Origin of the sequence: Lyngbya sp. CCY1209 (assembly GCF_035615495.1) — a bacterium.
Classification (GTDB): Bacteria; Cyanobacteriota; Cyanobacteriia; order Cyanobacteriales; family Microcoleaceae; genus Limnospira.
The window spans coordinates 1-16,819 of record NZ_JAJENU010000323.1 but is presented as its reverse complement, the minus strand read 5'-3'; the positions used below and the strand labels follow the sequence as shown (position 1 = coordinate 16,819).

General features: G+C 51.5%; 13 protein-coding genes. 1 reads left to right on the top strand and 12 read right to left on the bottom strand.

All coding sequences use genetic code 11. From position 1 onward, the window contains the following. Positions 1 to 186 precede the first annotated feature (186 nt). The 7 genes from cas4 to cas3 form a co-directional block, all read right to left on the bottom strand. Positions 187 to 798, bottom strand: a complete 612-nt coding sequence (gene cas4, locus LKE08_RS09270; protein WP_324703934.1) for a CRISPR-associated protein Cas4 — start codon at positions 796 to 798, stop codon at positions 187 to 189. 355 nt (positions 799 to 1,153) lie between these two features. Continuing rightward, complete coding sequence (gene cas6, locus LKE08_RS09265; RefSeq protein WP_324703933.1) at positions 1,154 to 1,966, bottom strand: CRISPR-associated endoribonuclease Cas6; 813 nt, start codon at positions 1,964 to 1,966, stop codon at positions 1,154 to 1,156. Positions 1,967 to 1,970: 4 nt separating this feature from the next. Further along, entirely contained in the window at positions 1,971 to 2,594 is a 624-nt protein-coding gene (locus LKE08_RS09260) for a hypothetical protein (protein ID WP_324703932.1), read from the bottom strand. A gap of 14 nt (positions 2,595 to 2,608) precedes the next feature. Further along, positions 2,609 to 3,334: a type I-D CRISPR-associated protein Cas5/Csc1 gene (gene cas5d / locus LKE08_RS09255; protein ID WP_324703931.1), complete on the bottom strand. Its 726-nt coding sequence runs from the start codon at positions 3,332 to 3,334 to the stop codon at positions 2,609 to 2,611. A gap of 5 nt (positions 3,335 to 3,339) precedes the next feature. Beyond that, positions 3,340 to 4,353, bottom strand: coding sequence for a type I-D CRISPR-associated protein Cas7/Csc2 (gene cas7d, locus LKE08_RS09250; protein ID WP_324703930.1), 1,014 nt, complete (start codon positions 4,351 to 4,353; stop codon positions 3,340 to 3,342). Between the two features lie 89 nt (positions 4,354 to 4,442). Further along, on the bottom strand, positions 4,443 to 7,913 hold the full coding sequence (gene cas10d, locus LKE08_RS09245) for a type I-D CRISPR-associated protein Cas10d/Csc3 (RefSeq protein ID WP_324703929.1): 3,471 nt from the start codon (positions 7,911 to 7,913) through the stop codon (positions 4,443 to 4,445). A gap of 189 nt (positions 7,914 to 8,102) precedes the next feature. Beyond that, positions 8,103 to 10,283, bottom strand: a complete 2,181-nt coding sequence (gene cas3, locus LKE08_RS09240; RefSeq protein ID WP_324703928.1) for a type I-D CRISPR-associated helicase Cas3' — start codon at positions 10,281 to 10,283, stop codon at positions 8,103 to 8,105. Positions 10,284 to 10,381: 98 nt separating this feature from the next. On the opposite strand from cas3, the gene LKE08_RS09235 reads away from it, so the two are divergent. Next, positions 10,382 to 11,263 (top strand): WYL domain-containing protein, encoded by an 882-nt coding sequence (locus LKE08_RS09235; protein WP_324703927.1) that lies wholly within the window; start codon positions 10,382 to 10,384, stop codon positions 11,261 to 11,263. On the opposite strand, the gene LKE08_RS09230 is transcribed toward LKE08_RS09235, so the two are convergent. From LKE08_RS09230 to LKE08_RS09210, 5 genes are all read right to left on the bottom strand, one after another. Continuing rightward, the gene (locus LKE08_RS09230; RefSeq protein ID WP_324703926.1) at positions 11,260 to 12,690 is read right to left on the bottom strand and encodes an ABC transporter substrate-binding protein; all 1,431 of its coding nucleotides are present in this window, start codon (positions 12,688 to 12,690) and stop codon (positions 11,260 to 11,262) included. The genes LKE08_RS09235 and LKE08_RS09230 overlap by 4 nt on opposite strands. Positions 12,691 to 12,766: 76 nt before the next feature. After that, positions 12,767 to 13,531 (bottom strand): DUF4079 domain-containing protein, encoded by a 765-nt coding sequence (locus LKE08_RS09225; RefSeq protein ID WP_324703925.1) that lies wholly within the window; start codon positions 13,529 to 13,531, stop codon positions 12,767 to 12,769. A gap of 164 nt (positions 13,532 to 13,695) precedes the next feature. Further along, complete coding sequence (locus LKE08_RS09220) at positions 13,696 to 14,178, bottom strand: orange carotenoid protein N-terminal domain-containing protein (RefSeq protein WP_324703924.1); 483 nt, start codon at positions 14,176 to 14,178, stop codon at positions 13,696 to 13,698. Between the two features lie 160 nt (positions 14,179 to 14,338). Next, positions 14,339 to 15,142, bottom strand: coding sequence for a TIGR03943 family putative permease subunit (locus LKE08_RS09215; RefSeq protein WP_324703923.1), 804 nt, complete (start codon positions 15,140 to 15,142; stop codon positions 14,339 to 14,341). 75 nt (positions 15,143 to 15,217) lie between these two features. Beyond that, positions 15,218 to 16,348: a CAP domain-containing protein gene (locus LKE08_RS09210; protein ID WP_324703922.1), complete on the bottom strand. Its 1,131-nt coding sequence runs from the start codon at positions 16,346 to 16,348 to the stop codon at positions 15,218 to 15,220. Positions 16,349 to 16,819: the final 471 nt, after the last annotated feature.

Here is a 16,819-nt window from a genome sequence, read left to right as displayed (position 1 = left end):
TTTCAGATCGCTTGGGAATCAATTCCCAAGCTAACAGCGAAAATCCTCTAAAGAGGATTGCGGAAAGATCTATTCCAAAATCGAAAACAAGAGAATAAAAACAATTTTCCCAGTCCACTTAAGTGGACTTTCGCTATTAGCCTTGAAATTCATTTCAAGGCGGGTATCCATTCCCAGCTTGAATCTTCAATCCTCCTCCCGATACCGCATCACCTTCTCCATCGCCCGGGGCAAACATTGAGAAAAAAGACTGCATCCTTGGCAACGGGGCGAATAAGAAGCAAGAGGAACAATATCCGTCGAAAACAGCTTGATTACCGTTTCCAAAGTGGCGATGGTTTGCCGTCGCAATTCCGGAGAAATTGTCACCTCCTGACGCTGATGGGAATGGGCGTAATAAAGATAACCCATCGGAATCGATTGTCCCGTCATTTCCTCCAAGCACAAAGCCTGGGCGCAAACCTGCAATTCATCGTTGTCCCATTCTCCTTTTTTACCCCGCTTATATTCCACCGGATAAAGCTGTCCGTTTTCCGATTCAATCAAATCCGATTTACCAATTAACCGATAGGTTTCCGACTTCAACCAAACCGCCCGAACCTGCCAGATATCATCCCGGTTTCCTTCGCCAAGGGTGTGGACGCGATCGTGTAAACTCGTCCCTTCTATGGTATATTGATTTTCCACAAATTCCCCCGCGCAAAACATTCGCCAGCAGCGGTGCGGGCAGTAGGCGTACTGATTGAGAGACGCGATCGGGATGTAGTCGAAATCATCAATTTGAGCGTTATTTTTCATGGCGTTAATCCATTTAATTGCGGTGAAGATCCCCCTAAATCCCCCTTAAAAAGGGGGACTTTGAATACTTTCCCCGCTTAACAAAGGGAACTTTGAACATTTTCTCCCCCCTTATTAAGGGGGGCTGGGGGGGATCTCCGACTGTCATCGGAGAATTTATATCCCCAAAAATTTTCCTTAACAAGGGGAACTTTGAACATTTTCTCCCCCCTTATTAAGGGGGGCTGGGGGGGATCTCCGACTGTCATTAGAGGATTTATATCCCCCTAAATCCTCCTTAACAAGGGGGACTTTGAATATTTCCACCCCTTGGTAAGGGGGACTTTCATTGATAAATCACTCCTCAAGAAAACAGTTAAAGCCGCCTTGCCATGCCCATTCCCATCGTGGTTTTGCGTCCGATGCCGCAGTAAAGGGCGTAATTTGCCAAAGCGTTCAGTTGCTTGATTTGCACCGGATCGATATCCCCAAAAACGCGATAGCTAATTTCTCCGATACAGCCAATAAATTTACTTTTAATATCGGCAGTTATTTCGGTGCGGATATTGAAAAAATTGGGGAAGATGCTATCGAAAGGAAGTTCGCCGATTTCGATGCCGCTGTATTTGTTCCAACGGCTGCGAATGCTGTTGAAAACCGATTCGGCGGTGGGCAGGGAATTGTCATATTTTCCCTTCCGAAAAGCGGTGGGGGTGGCGAGGGCGAGGGAGAGGATAGAATCGCGATCGCTCGATTGTTCGTAAAGTTGCAAATAGGGGCAGGCGTTCGCCCAAGGTTGGCTGGGTTGGGGGGTTCCCAGGATGCTAGAAATTTTCAGATCCGCCGATCCGAGATGCCAGGGGCGATCGGGGTTGAGGTTCAGCCACAGGTGAGAAAGTTGGCTGAAAATGTTATCATCCAAGAGGGTAATTCGCCACCAACAGGGCGTTCCGGGGGGGATGGGTTTTTGATAGTCAACCCGGAGAATGCGATCGCGTTTCGGCTGGCTCAGTTGTAAGTTACTGAGAGTAAAAGCTTTTTCGGTGGGGGAGTCGTGGAGGTAGTTGCCGAGATCGCGATCGACGGAGGTGACGAGGGTGAGAAACAGGGCGTGCAGGTGGCGCCCACTCAGGTATCCGGGGGAGATGGGGGAGACGGGGGTGAGGTTGAGAACGAGACTGTATGGCATGGCTTTAACTCCTGGAATATTCGGCAATCATCGCTTGAATTAAGATTCGCATCAACGGATCGAGATCTTCGGGAACTCGATAACTATCCAAGCCTTGTTGGATCTGTTTACTCTCTCGATTTAGTCGCCCAAATTGCCAAATATTTCCCGTGGTGACAGCCCCAATTAATATCGGGTTATCGGGGGTTTTATCCCAGCGATCGAGGGCGATCAGTTCAGCGATCAGTTGAGTGAATCCGTAAGTCAAATCTTCCCGTTTGGCTTCGATCACCAACAACTGATTTTGGGTTCGCAGTAAGTAATCTAAAACGCCTTGCAGTTGCGGTGTCACTTTCAACGGATATTCGATCTTCAGAGATGCTTTGGTGTAGTGTATTAAGTCTAACACGACTGGGGAAATCAGCACTTCTCGGCGGGATGCTTCGCTGGTGAGACTGACGTAAGGCAAAACTTCTTCGATGCGCGATCGCAGGTTTTCTAGGCGATCGAGTTCCCCGGAATATTGGGGCAAATTTAGGCGCGATCGTTCCAGGGTATAGCCGAATTCTTCCGCCAGATCTTCGGGATCGATTTTGAGTTCAAATATCTGGCTGAAGGTGTAGGGGCGATCGCGATCGAAGATGGGCATTGTTTGTCCTCCGGTTAATTTGCCCTAAATCGATATCCCATTTCGGCGGGAATGCTGATTTTTATTTTGGGGTTTTCGGGATGCTCGGCTTGATAGTAATTGCCGTGAATTTGTGCATTTTGAATCAAGCTGACGGGTGGCATATTAATCACATCATAGCGAATCACCTGATGGGAAAACATGACATCCAATGGATTCAAGGGATAGGAAACGGTAAACCAGCCATTTTTTGGTTTTGGATCGAGTAATAGTTTTGATTTTACTTCACCTTTACTCGCCCATTTTCCCAGCCGCACCCAGCGGGGAATCGGGATCTGATTTTTCGAGATAATAAAAAACTCGAAAATACTTTCTGGGGCGATTTCCTTCGCTCGCCCGTAGCTGGGTATATTTTTCTGGGTTTTCTCCATTTCAACATGGTAGCGGTTATCCGCATATTTCCAAGTATTGAGAACGGAACTATGGGAGATGGGACGGGCGGGGGTGACATAGATTCCCCGTTCGTTTAAGGGGGTAAGGTGTTCCTCATATTGGGGAACTTGTTCGCCACAAAAATAGCGATAGGAACAGTCTTCTGAAACCGTGGTGGAATAGGTTTCGCTATCCACCAAACCCAAAGCGTAGGATAGGGCGTAGTTGTGCAACACGGGTTCGGTTTCGTACAGTCTCCCCAGTTCTCGGGTTGCAAAATAGAGACTGTCATGCAGTTCTAATTCGCAGCGATAAATGTTGATACTCATGGGGTTTATTTGGCTTTTGCAGTTGATTTAGTTTTCTTTTTGATGTGTTTTTCTGCATAGGCTTTTGCTTCGCGATCGGCTTGTTCCAAAATTTGCTTCATTCCGGCTTCATTTCCGGTCAGGGTTTTGACCTCGTTTAACAGGGGTGTAAAGTCGTCGCCGATAAAGTCGGTGTGGACAATAAATTCTTCGTTCATCAGTTGCGCGATCGCACTTTCTGCGGCTTCTATCACGTCGTTTTCATCCAGCGGATCGATGGAACCGAGTTTATTTTCGACTTTCAATTGGTCGTAAATTGCCTGAGTCCAGCGCAGATTGCTGACAATTTCTCCGTCTGCAAATACCACCCCGATCAATTCGTTCCGCAGGCGGCCCGTGCGGGTGGTTTGTGCGCCGTAGTGGCGGGTTCGCAGGATGTTATTGAAGACATAAAGAAAACTCGCCTCGGTCGGATCTTTGAGGGTGACGATGCTGGGGAAAAAGACCTGGGGTTTGATGTGATCTTGTTGGTTAATTCGACTGGTGACTTCCCCCGGATTTGAGCCTTTTTCTCCCTTGGATGCCATCGTACCGTTTTCGTAGGGTGCGTTGAGGGTAAAGGTTTCGTGGGATTCGTCGAAAGCGGTAATTGAAAAGGCGGTATCGACGACAACTTTCGATTTTTCCGAACCCGAATCGCCGATCGCGAATCCGTAAATAATACAGTCGGGGTTATTCATGGCAAAAGAAACGTTATATTCGCATTCTTCCGCCGTCATCAATTCATATTTTCGCAGCAATTCACGACCGACCAGGCGTTCCGGCGTGGACTGTTTGCGCTTGAACATGGTCAGGCGGCTGATGGGGGTGCGATCGCCAACTCCCGCACGAACTCGCGCCTTATTCAGTTCGCCGTCGGTTTGAAATAGGGGATAGGATTCGGTGATCCGAACCGTGAGAAAATGGACATATTTTCCCATCGGTTTGTAGGGAATTTCGGCGTGGAAAAATTTGGGATCGACAGTTTTCAAAATTGCCATTGTTTGACTCCAAAATAATGATAGTTTGCTTGGGTAGCACAGGCATCCTGCCTGTGAGGGACAAGCTAGAAGCTTATCCTACCAGTGATTTACTCTTCTTCTTGAGAAGATTCAAGCACTTTTCGGTTTTCCTCATCGTCCGCTAGGCGATAGAGAAACTCGCAGGTATCTCGAATTAGGTTTATTTGACGGCCTGCCAAACGAGCGCGATCGCCTGCGAAAGACTTTTCAAAAACTTCGAGTACAAAATACCGCGCAAATTCTATAATTGCCTGCCGTTCTTTATCCCGTTCCTGATAAGTGAAAATCCAGCGACCTTCGGCGGTAGAACTGTGAACCCGATCCATGAGTTTGAACACTTCCGCCGCCACTGCCATCACCAACGCCTCACCTTGAAAAACACTCGATTCGGCTTTCAGTATTGTTTCGGAGGCGATATCAATCGGTTTTAAGACCGCATTCGATTTGGGATTATATCGCTTGTTGGCGCGGTAGAATTTGCGATAGAGTTCGGTCAATTTTTTCGGGTGATTCAAGGGTGATTCTTCTCCCATTGTCCATGTCTCCTGTTGAAAATTATACTGTGAATGGGGGTCAAAACAGGGATAAAAATGATAGGCGTAAAGTCGAATTTTTTCGATCCTCGCCGTATCAATTCCCTGTCTCCGCACCCATTCTTTGAGAAAGCTAAAAACATACAGCGGACTGGTGGCGATGTTGTTGGCTAACTCGGTGAGTTTCCCCCAGTTGGCATCGTAGCCAGATTTGCGCTGTCTGGCGTTGACATCCAAATGAATGGCGTAGGCGGCGGTGAGAACATTCAGGGGTGAGGGATAGAATTGGTTGTTTTCTTCCCACCCTTCCAGAATGTAATCCAGGCGGAAGCGATCGCGGTTTGTCAGCAGTCGAAACGCCAGGGGTGCGCTGTCGAGAAAAACGCTTTCCTCGAATTCTGCGCCGTCGTTAAATGGGGGAATTGGCGACTCGGAAACCACGGTTTTGACATCTAAAATAAGTGGAAATGACAGCGCCAACCAAGTTGGCATCACCCAGGATTCCGTGTCCGTTCCCTCCCGTCCCGGCGGCAATGCCATAAAGTAAAAGGTCAGGGGTTTGTCTTCCGGATAAGACAGTTTGAAGGTGCGATCGCTTTTTCGATTCGGGTCGCCTTCGGGTAAGTTTTTATGGGTTTGCAGATCTTCGTCAATGATAAATGAATCGACCTGCTGATAGCGATCGCGCTCAAAATTTGCCTCCAGTTTTTCATTGATAAAATGGTTGCGGAGGCTGGAATTAAATCTAGTTTGGGCAATATTATTGTATGCCTTTTGCAAAAATTTGTTGGTTTCCGGGGTAAAATAATAGGTGGGGTAAAAGTACAGATAGCGATACTTGCCATCCTCGAATTTTTTCCCCACCGCTTGGGTTTGGTTCATCAAAATCTGTCTCAGCATCATTTCGACTCCCGCAATGCTGGAAATATTCCGCTTGGCGTTCGATCCCCCCAGCATTTGCTTGTTGGTGTAAACCTGCGGGGTAAATAAAACCGCAGATTCCATCTGTTCCGTCACGGTATAAGCCGAGTGGGAAACGGAACAAATAAGCTGTTTTCCCCGTCCCGACTTTTTGGCGAATTGATAGCGATCGAGTTCATCTAAAAAGATGTCGGCATCCTGTTTTTTTTGCTGCGATGTGGCGGGTAACATCACCACTCGCCGCACCCACTCCCGCAGATCGTCCCAACCGTCGGGGAGGGAATATTGTCGGATGATGGGTTGCATCAAACCGGCTAAATATTGAATCAGTTCTTCGCAAAGCGATCGCACATCTTCAATTCCCGGATTGTTCTGCAAGTATCGAGATGCCAAATAGTACCACTCGTAAGGAACTCCCCCGGTGTTCCCCTTGAGTTTCTGTTCTTTCAGGCTTTCATTAATTCGCTGAAGGTGGCGAACTTGGGGGAGGTATTCTTTCAGTTCCCAAAATTCGGAAACTTTGACGATCAAATCTTCGGCTTGGAGTTCCACCGGGGGAAGTTGGGGACTCGATTTTTCTTTTTTTCGTTCCTTAATTAAGGCTTCTATTTTCTCGACGCGATCGCCCCAAATTTTCCGGCTGACAACATCCCCAAATTCGGCGATCTGATCGATGCGGATATCGTCGTCAAAACTGAAACTGAGATCGGCGGGAAGAACGCCACGACGCTGAAACTCAGTTAAATTATCGCTGCGACTTTTGGCGACGGATTTCTTTTTGGGGTTCAAAATTCGCAATGTCGCTTTTAATGCCACTGTCATCAATCCGGCTTCGTCAAAAAACTGGTCGTAATATTCGGCATATTTCATCCCCTTTCCATCCCGTCCAAAACCCGTTTGGGTATCGATCAATCGATTGCCACAAAGTTGTTTGATATTGGCGATCGCACGTTCGGGGATATCCTCAGTTTCGATGGTTGGCGCGTCTTTTTGAGCCAAATAAATCGCACCCGTGGGGAGGTATAGCAAGGGTTCGTAGTAAGTTTCTGTTTCGGAGTTCAAACAGGTGTGCGCTTCAATTAATGCGTTGTTGACAACGTTGGTTAAAACGCCTCGATTTTCGGAAATGCTGTGATAGGTGAGTTTTAATTGTCCGTCGCTGAGTTGGTGAATCAGTTCGTTGAGTGTCTTATGTTCCGCATTCTGGGGATGTTTGATCACCGATGCGAATAAGTCCGCCAAACGGGTGAGATCGGAGAGTTGACGCAACGTGCGATCGCGCAATGTCGGATTTAGTCCGTATTCCGACAGGTTTAAATTGGTGTCTTTTTTTCCCTGCGCGTTGTACGCCACATAAAGCAGATCGTCGATATATTCGCGCCAGTTTTCCGGGGTGTCGGAACAGATCAGGCGATCGAGTCCCAATTCTAGAACAATGATTGCAATGATTTCTCGATGTTCGTCAACGGAGAATTTGCGAATACTTTCACTCCGTTCAATACTGGTTTTGATCTCCCGATAACGTTTTGGCATTTGGGGAAATAGGCGATAATCAAATTTCTCGAAGTCGTGGAGAATGAATCCGCCAACCAATATCCGCCGTTCCTGTTCTCTCACCACCCGCTTAACCGTCGTGTCGAATTTTTCGAGACGCTGTTCGATTAAGTTGGCGGGAAAAATACCATTTAAAAGGTGAGTGTTTAAAGATTGATCGCCAGCATTGTCGCGACGGACGTTTTCTTTTCCCCGCTGGCGATCCAATTCGTCAAAAAATTTGCCACCTTTCGCCGTCACTCCGATCGCAACCCGCAGCAAATTGGGAAGGACGTATTCCCCAAAGTCCGCCATGACGCGATCGCCTGGATTTTGTGCCACAATGGCTTCCCGCAATAACTTCAGCGTCAGCAGTTCCGAGGTTTTCGGTTCTAAGGTGCGATCGCTGGGTTCAAAATTCAGGTCTAACTCTTCATCGTCTAACCAGTCATCATCGGAATCGTCGATCATCTCTGATGGCGAATGATCCTGAATGTCAAATAAAGAGAGTTGTTCCGCTTCTGGATCGGATGATTTGCGTTTTCTAGCCATAATTTATGTCTCCAAAGAATCGAGATATTCAGCAGTTTTGTTTCATGTAACCCCCCACTCTTGTAAAAAGGAATCAATTTGACTTCGGAGTTGATGTTTGAGAGTCTTCATTTCGCGATCGCTCATGATTGATTGCTGCTTAAACTGTTCAAACTGACCGGGTTCTGATCCCTATGAGGGATGCCATTCCTACACAATCCATGTCTCGTCTCCTTTGGGTTTCAGCCAATGGGTGAGGGTGTCGAGTAATAACGCCGACTGTCCGAACGCGATCGCATAGGGGGCCGCGGCGTGGACGGCATCCCGATCGCCGATGGGGTAAATTTGAAAGTGCATGGGTAAACGCAGGCGGACTCTGGCTTCGGTGACGGGGAGGCGGAGGACGTAACACACCAACGCCTGACGCTTCAAACGCTTGTTGATATCGGCGATCCAGGGGTTTTCCGGTTGCCAAACTTCAATCCCCGCGAGGACTTGGACTTTCCACCCGTCCGCGATCGCCTGCAAATCTCCCGGATAAATAAACTGCCAATTTAACCGTTCTTCCCGATATCGCAACAGTTTCATAAAACCCAAACAATATTCAAAACGGCTTCTGGGAATGGGGGTTTCCGTGCGGGTGGCGACATCTTTCCGCGTTTTTAAAAACTCCCCTTTCGTCATCGGCTCGATGTCCAAATTCCCCAAGATTCCCGGCAAATCGTAAGTTTTGAACCGTTCGCGTTCGTCCGGTTCCGTCAGGTCGTACAACCCGCACTGGAGGGGACTCGAACCCCGAAAACTCGTCGCCTCTTCTACAATGGGATTTCCCGTCTTGTTTCCGGAAAACTCTCGCCACTCCTCCCCCCATTTTTTCATCTCACCTATAACTTTTCCCAAGTGGGTTTCAAATACCGTCTGACAGTCTCGCTTCAAAGCCTGGGCGCTCCCCTGATACTGTCGCTTTAAGTCGGGATGGTTTAACTGCCGACACAGCATCGCCGACTGTACCGCACCCCAGCGACGATAATATCCCGCGAAGTTGTTGATTTTTTGGTAATTGTCGATAATCTGACCGTTGAAAAAGATGCGATCGTAAATGCCTTCGGCTGCCAACGGCGGCGGATCGATCGCAAACAGCCGCTCGACCAAAAACTTTGGAACCAATGCAAAAGCCGTAAATTCTGCAAATTTCACCCAGTTCCCATTTTTGAGATATCCCTCGTGTCTTCCCAAACGTCCCAACCGCTGGATGAAGTTCCCGGCATCGGCCGATTCAAAAATGAGGAAATTAATTTTAAAGTCAACGCCGACATCGATGGTGCTGGTTCCCAACACCAGATCGGAGGAGAGCGATCGCGCTTTTTCTGTCTTTCCAGATAATCCCGTATTTTCCCCGACCGTCAATCCTTCGGGTTCAAATAAATTTCTGAAAAATGGCACTAACCGCTTGACGGATGCGATGGAATTGAGGATTATCGCCCCTTTACTGCCGGGATTCTGCAAAAATTGATTCAGGATGCGATCGCCGTTCTCCCTCAACCAGGCTTCGGAAGCTCCCGCCGTCGGTTCCAACCCTTCAAAGTTGAGTCGAACCGTCCGCGTCACCTGCCGCCATCCTCGGGATAATAACTGTCGTTCCTCTTCGGCGGTGTCCGGAAACTGATATTTCTGCTCCCGAACCGGATCGATAAGTTTGATTCGGAAACCCGCCAGATGCAATTTTTCCGGAAAATTTTCATCCGGTGTCGCCGACAAAAAGAGAAACTTTTTCCGGCGGTTGGTATTTTTAATCAAAAGTGCGGTATTGATGACGCTGGCAATTTGCGGGGCGGAAAATAACCCGAACTCATCAAAAACGAACAAGTCAAAATCCTTGTCAATCCGACCCCACAGCTTATCGGGATTGTCATTTTTCCAGGTATAGGCTCCCCGGTGCAGATAGTGCAGCATATCCGGGTTCGTCAGCAAAATTTCCGACTGGCCGGCGCGGGTTGCGATCGCCGCGTCTTTTCTGATCTGATTACTTTCAGAATAAGCCTCCAACTCCGCACTACTCAGGCGCACAATTCGCGGTTCCGAAGACGGTTGGAACTGTTCGATATAACCCCGGATGGCAATTTCCTGATCTCGGGCGAGTTCGTTGGTGGGATAGCACCCCATCACGCAACAATCGGGGGATTCAAATGTGTCCAAATAGGCGGGTAAGGTTTTGCCGTCCCCCGTCAAAGCAGTATCGATCGCAACGTCGATATTCGGGTCGCGAATGGCTTTCACGGTTTCCGCCTGATGCCAGGATAAACGCCAATCTGGGGGCAATTTCACCCGGGGAATATTCCCATCCGCCGGACAGGAGAAAACGGGTTTGAGGATAATGCTGGTGTCGGACATGGGTTAATTTTTGTGTCCGTATAACGTTGATATTCCCGATTCTATCCCCCAAAATTGGAATCAGCAAGATAGTTTACTGGTAAAGTGTCCGTACAAATATGAGTCGCAAAGGCCGCACCGTCACCCTGTCCCTGTCCGAACGGGATAAAAGCGAATTGGAAGCTCTCGCCCTGGAATTTGGCAAAAAATGGGGCGATCGCGCCAATATCTCCAAATTGGTAGAAGCGATCGCCCGCCACCAACTCCAGATCGCCCCCAATCACGATTGGTCCGACGCCCGCATTCAAGCCCTGGAACGAGCCCGGAACGATGCCATCGACGCGGGCCACCTGGAAGAAGCGATCGCCATCGCCAAATTATTGCGCGATCGCGGCGAGCTCTCGATCCCCCTGCGAACCCAAATCGAAGCGTTTCTGGGCAACCCGCCCCCCCCCTGGAGGCTGGAAATCGACCGCCATATCAAACGCCGAGAGCCCTTTCAACTCCTCTACCAGGACGCGATGGGCCGTCCGTGGCAATTTACCGTCCGCCACGCCGAAATCGTCCCCCACGAAGAACGCCAGTACCTCGATTGTTGGTGTGACGAAACCGAGGGAAACCTGGATATCGAACCGCTGCGACACAATTGGTGTTTGCGGCTCGATCGCATCCCGGAAGCGGCCGTGCGTCCCGTATCCGGCCCGTGGCGACCCGACCTCGATCGCATTTCGGTGGAAGTGCACTTACACAATCGCCTCGCTTTCTCCTACAAAACCCGATCCGCCGACGAAAGCGAAACTTGGCTGGAGGAGAACCCCAAAATCAAACAAGTCCACCGCCGCATCTCCAACACCTATTGGTTTGTCCGGGAAGTCCTGCAAAATGCGCCGGATATGGTCGTCATCTCCCCCGAATCCATCCGGGAAGCCGTCCGGGAGAAAATCCGCGAAAAAGTCCGATCGCTCTGCCACCACTACGACATCGACATCCCCGAACCCTAAAGCCCCTCCGAAACCGGGACGAAATCGTAGCCGAAGCCCGATCGCCGCCCCGGTTCCACCCGCACCAACTGCACCGCCTGATTGCGATCGCCCGAAGCCAAAAACCGGATCGTCCCCGTCGCCCCCTCGGCCGAAAAGCCCGGGTCCGAGAGCGCCTCCTGCACCCCCCGGCGGGTGGGATTTTCGGCGATCGCGGCGATCAAAGCCTCCGTCGCGTCGTAGGCCATCGCCGTGCGCCAGTTCACGTCCCCCCCCCACAACTGGCGCGCCGCGCCGGGAAATTCCGAACTCGGAACGGCCAGGACGTGCCAGGGCACCGCCACCACCATGTCCTCGCTGTCCCCCCCGACTTTCAGGGTTTCCGGCTTGTAGAGGCTGTCTCCGCCCAAAATCGGCAATTCCCCGCGATTGACCCGCACCACCTGCAGCGCCGGCTCGATTGTTGCCGTATTCGCCGCCAAAACGATGACTTCCGTCCCCCGCTGTTTGGCTTCTTCGTAGGCTCGAAAGGCGTTAAAATTCGGGTCGGCGAGGTCGAACTCGGCCACCACCTCGCCCCCGTCCCCATAAAGGGCGGTGGTGAATTCATCTTTGAGGGAGCGGCTGTAACTGCTCTGGCCATTATAAAAAACCGCCGCCCGCCTCAATCTGAGGCGCTCGATCGCGTATTTTGCCAGGGCATTTCCCGTGAAGCGATCGCTCGGGACGGTGCGAAAAATATAATCCCCCGCCGTCGATAACTCCACTGAGGTACTCGTGGGGGTGATCGCCACCAATTCTCCTTCTTCGTACACCGGCGCCGCGGCCCGGGTGACGTCGCTGCCGAAATGCCCCACCACCCCCAATATGTCCGACTCCTCCACCAGGGAAGCCGCCACTTTCGGAGACACTTGAGGGCTGTTGGCGTCGTCCGCGACGACCACCCGCAGGGGCACCCCACCGATGCCGCCCGCCTCGTTGACCTCGTTTTGAGCCTGGGCGACCCCCCGCAACATCTCCTGGGCCGCATTTTCCGCCGTGCTGACGGGGACGGAAACGGCGATCGTGTAGGCCTTGCGATCGCCGATGCGGGCATTATTCAAGTAAATGAGCGCTTCGGGATCGTTGCGATTGTCCTGCAAAGACGCTTCAAATTGCGCGATCGCGCGATCGTAATCCCCGGCGGCCAACGCTTCGATCCCCCCCCGCTTCGCCGCCGACGTCTGGCCGGACACCAACAGGCGATCGCCCCGACTCACCGAACCCGCCACTTCCCCGGCATCGGGTCGGGGAGAGGGTTGGGATGGGGAGGTTTGGGACGAGTCGGGGATATTTTCCGGCGTCCCGGACTGCCACCGCATGAACGCAAAATAACCGACGGCTAACAATCCCCCGGTAATCAACAGGGCGACAATCAGAATCAGCGTTTCGTTCTTTTGTTGAGACATGGGATAGGCGCGATCGCGAATCAAACCGATGACCGCAGTTTAGCAAATCCCGTTTCTTTCCGGCTGAAATGCCCATTTATTTTGGGGTGGATTGGGAACCGATCGCCATCTCCGGCGCCCGGGGCCGATTCGACTCCGACCCGTCCGGACAGGTCTGGTTGGCCCAGTCGCACTTTCCGAGGTGGTCGCTCTGCCAACTCAGGGGAATTTCGAGCAAATCCCGGGAACCGGTGAACCCCTGCCCCACGAACAGCAACAGGGCGACGCAGTTGAGGGCAGTGTGGGCGATGCGCCATTTTTTAGATTTGTAAATATCGGGGACGATCGCCAACGACAACACCATCAACAGCGCCGCCAAAATGCCGTAATAATAATGGGAAACATACCACTCATAGCCCCGGCGAAACACCCCATCTTGCATCCCCAAAATCACCAACCCCGCCCCCGTCAGCGTGGCAAAAACCCCCCGCCACAGGGGTTGATTCGGTTTCGCCCTGTAGAGAAAGACCAGAGAGGCGATCGTGGCAACAAACATCAAAATGACAAAGATCGCCTCCGGCATTTTTTCCGGGGAGAGCTCTTTAAACACTCCCTTGAACGCGACGGAATAAGCCAGGGCGACCAGGGTGATGCCGACCACCCACCCCGTCAGCCAGCGGCCCATCTTCAGGTGTTCGGGTCCCACCATCGGGGGGATTTTACTCTTGCTCCCGCGTTCGGCCGTCTGCACCCGGCGCTGGCGGGTTTGCCAAGCCATACTGGTGACAATCCCGATAATGGGAAAAACGACAACGACAGCCAGAAACGGATGAATCAGACCCATCCAATCCATAAATTTCATCGGCACCTCCACGGGGGAACAGTTTCCTACAGTTTAAGCAAGAAATGCCGATTTAAAATGATTTTTGCCTGAGAAATTCATGAACAATTGACGATTTCCACAAAAAAACCCCCCGTGCGGGAGGGGGGAACGGGCGGAATGCCCGCCACTGTCGTCTTTCCGGCTTAGATCTCGGCGCCGGGTTTGGGGGCGGCACCGCCGGCGGAGACGGCGTTCCGCAGGAACGTGATCTGTTGGTCAAAACTCAGGCTTTCTACCGCCGCCAGCAGGGTTTTGGCATTTTCCGGCAACTGATAGTTTTCCGGCATGGGGACAATCGCCCCTTCTTCCATTCCCTGAGCCAGACGATACCAAAACAGCAATTGGGTATTGTCGCTCAAGGAGCCGTATTCGCGACCAATTTTCGTGTCGGCTTGGCGGAGAAGATTCCGCTGAACTTCCAGTTGTTCTTCCTGGGAAAGTTCTTTCACCTGATTATATAACCCTTCCGCGATCGGCGGTTCCGCCGCGCCGGGTGCCGCGGGTGTGATCGATTTGCCCATCTTCTCGTAGATGTACCACAGCAGCGCCAATTGAGTATCTACGCTCAATCCTCTAAATGTGGACAATACTTTCTCTTGATTGTCTTTTAACTGGGCAAAAGTCATAAGGATTTCTCCTTTTGTTGCGTCAAAGTTGGAAATTTAAAATCACGATTCATTCCGATGACTTTTTCCAACCTTGTTACAAATCTTAATAAACTTTCCATCCGAAACTCATCCCCCTCTAGGAGGAGATGGTCTAGAACGAAGAAAAACGGAGACGAGATCAATACTCGTAAGGGTTGCGAGGTTCCGGAATCGGCGTCAATCTGAGGGCTTTTATCGTGAGTCGGCGCTCGTTATTGAGGACTTGGGTGGTCATTTCGCCTTCAACTTGCAGCCAACTGTCCTGGGGGTAAGGCGCCCGGTTGTTGTCGGGAAGCAGGACGGGGAGGCCCACCGGATAGGCGTCGGCGGCGCAGCAGGTGATCACGAATCGGGAGATCCAGATGTAATTTTTGGGGAGGGAGGGGGGATAAATCACGAAACCGGTGACATCGACCTTTTGGCCTTTGTAGGTATCGGGTTCGGGGTTGACGTTGAGGAGTCGCACCCATTCGATGAGTCCTCGCTCCTCCGGTTTGGCGGCGGTGCGGAATTCCTGGGGTTCGAGCCGCGTCACGGGGAGGGATTCCGTCAGACCCCGCTGCAGGGCTGTATGGCTGCCGAAGGTGCGGGGGGTGATGAGCAGGCCCATTAGCGCGGCAATCAAGAGTAGGGCGGTACTCCAGCCTTGGGGAAACAGGGTGATGTGATCGAGGGACTGCCGGGCCGCGAGTTCGGGGTTTTTCCGAGAATTTTGCCACAGTTCCCAAGCCCGGAACCCTCCCAAAATGAGCAAACCCACCCCACCAAAGATGGTGAGGCCGAAGTAGTTGGGGTGGATGAGGATGTTGAGTTTTCCGGTGATCCAATATTTCAATAATAAAAAACCCCAGGCCGCGATCGCCAAAGCGTCCAGCCAGGGCGAGTCCAGCCAGAGTTGCAGGCGAGATAAAACGGAAGTCAGGGGCGATCGGATGCGGTTCATTTGAATTGGGGTGTGTTCGGTGGGGTGTACTCAGTGGGGAGGGGGGGAACCTCATTTCGCAACCCGTTGGGTATTTTAATCGTAATACCAATCGGGATGGTCGATCAAAGGGGGGTCGTTATTGAAGTTGCCTGCGTTGTGATAGGTGCAGCTCAAAAAATAACCTTCGGGCCAGGTGCGATCGCTTCCGGGCCAACTGACCGGACCGCGATAAACGCCGCAACCGATCGCGGTACTTTCCCGCCACACCATCTGGGTATAATGGCCGCAGACACCGCTACAGGCTTGGGTGCTGTGGTTGTAATCCTCGCGTTCGTCGTCCCAACTGGTGACGCTGCTGACCACCGGAGACACCACCGAGCGATCGCTTCCCCCCGACCATCCCAAATTTTCCCCCAGTTTCGCCGCCCCACCTTGCAAGCCGGTGCGACTGCCGAATTGTTGCTGCCGCCAGGTGTTTTCGCTGTGGCCCTGAGCGCCCCGGGTTTGGTCGGCCCACTGTTGCGCGATCGCCGCGGCGTCGCAATTCCACGTCACCGCCGGCAATGGGGGCAATCCGTCGGGGACGTGGCGATCGGCATCTTTGCGGGAGCGGTTGTGTTCGAGCAAAATTTGCTGGATTTCGTCGCGGGTGAGATCGGAGGTGCGGGTGGCACAATCGGGAATCGGAATGGCGCCGGGATTACCCCGATAGCGGTTGTAGAATTCCGCCGCCGTGCCGACTTGGGAAACCGCCATGTCGTTATCGTCATCTACGGGTTGCGGGGAGTCTCCGGTGGAAGTGGCAGAGAGCGTGTACCATCCCGAACCGCTATCGTCGTAAGCGTTCACGACCAGTTGATAGGTTCCATCCATTGGCAAAGTGACGGTCAGTTCGGAATTGGTGGTATTCTCATTGCGATCGTCGTTCGAGGCCACCAGGTTGCCCTCGGGGTCGATGACGGCCAAAACGGTGTCAAAATCCGAACTTTCTAAAGTGATGGAGATGGACTGGCCGGCCCGTCCTTCAAATTCGCAAATATCGTACAAACTGCCGTCGGATTCTAAAGTGCGATCGCCGCTCTGTAGTTCGCCGCTGCAACCGTAGGAAAAACCTCCCCCACCGCCTCGGATGGGTTGAGCCGCGCCGATCGCCCCCCAACTGAGACAAGCCGCGATCGCCACAGATGTCGCACTGAGAAAAACAAAGTGATATTGCCGTCCCATGAGTCTGACCCTTCCTTGTATATTGACTTCAATTCAATTCCAACATTAATCTCAATTCTATCCCCTTCCGTATATAGCCATCGGAAATCATTCCCCCCAAACCCCCAATTCTGGGGGCTGTGACCCGATTGGGTGTAGGAATGAGTGGACATCAGTAATTCGTTGGATATGCTAAAATCATCAAAATGCACCCAAGTAGATACGAGAGGACTCTAGACATTCTCAAAGAATCTGGATTGATCGGCTGTATCAGTGCCGAGCCAAACCTTTCGACTCATTATAAATCTGTTATTCAAGAAGAACTAGACTCTAAATATGATCATCGTTGATACGGGATTTTGGGCTGCTCTATTCAATGATAAAGACCAATATCACAAAAGTGCGAGACTCTAGCTATAGCACTGTGCGCTGGCATAGTTACACAGGGGAGAAATCAGGAAACCCCAGAATTTCTCTCTCCTCTCTCCTCTC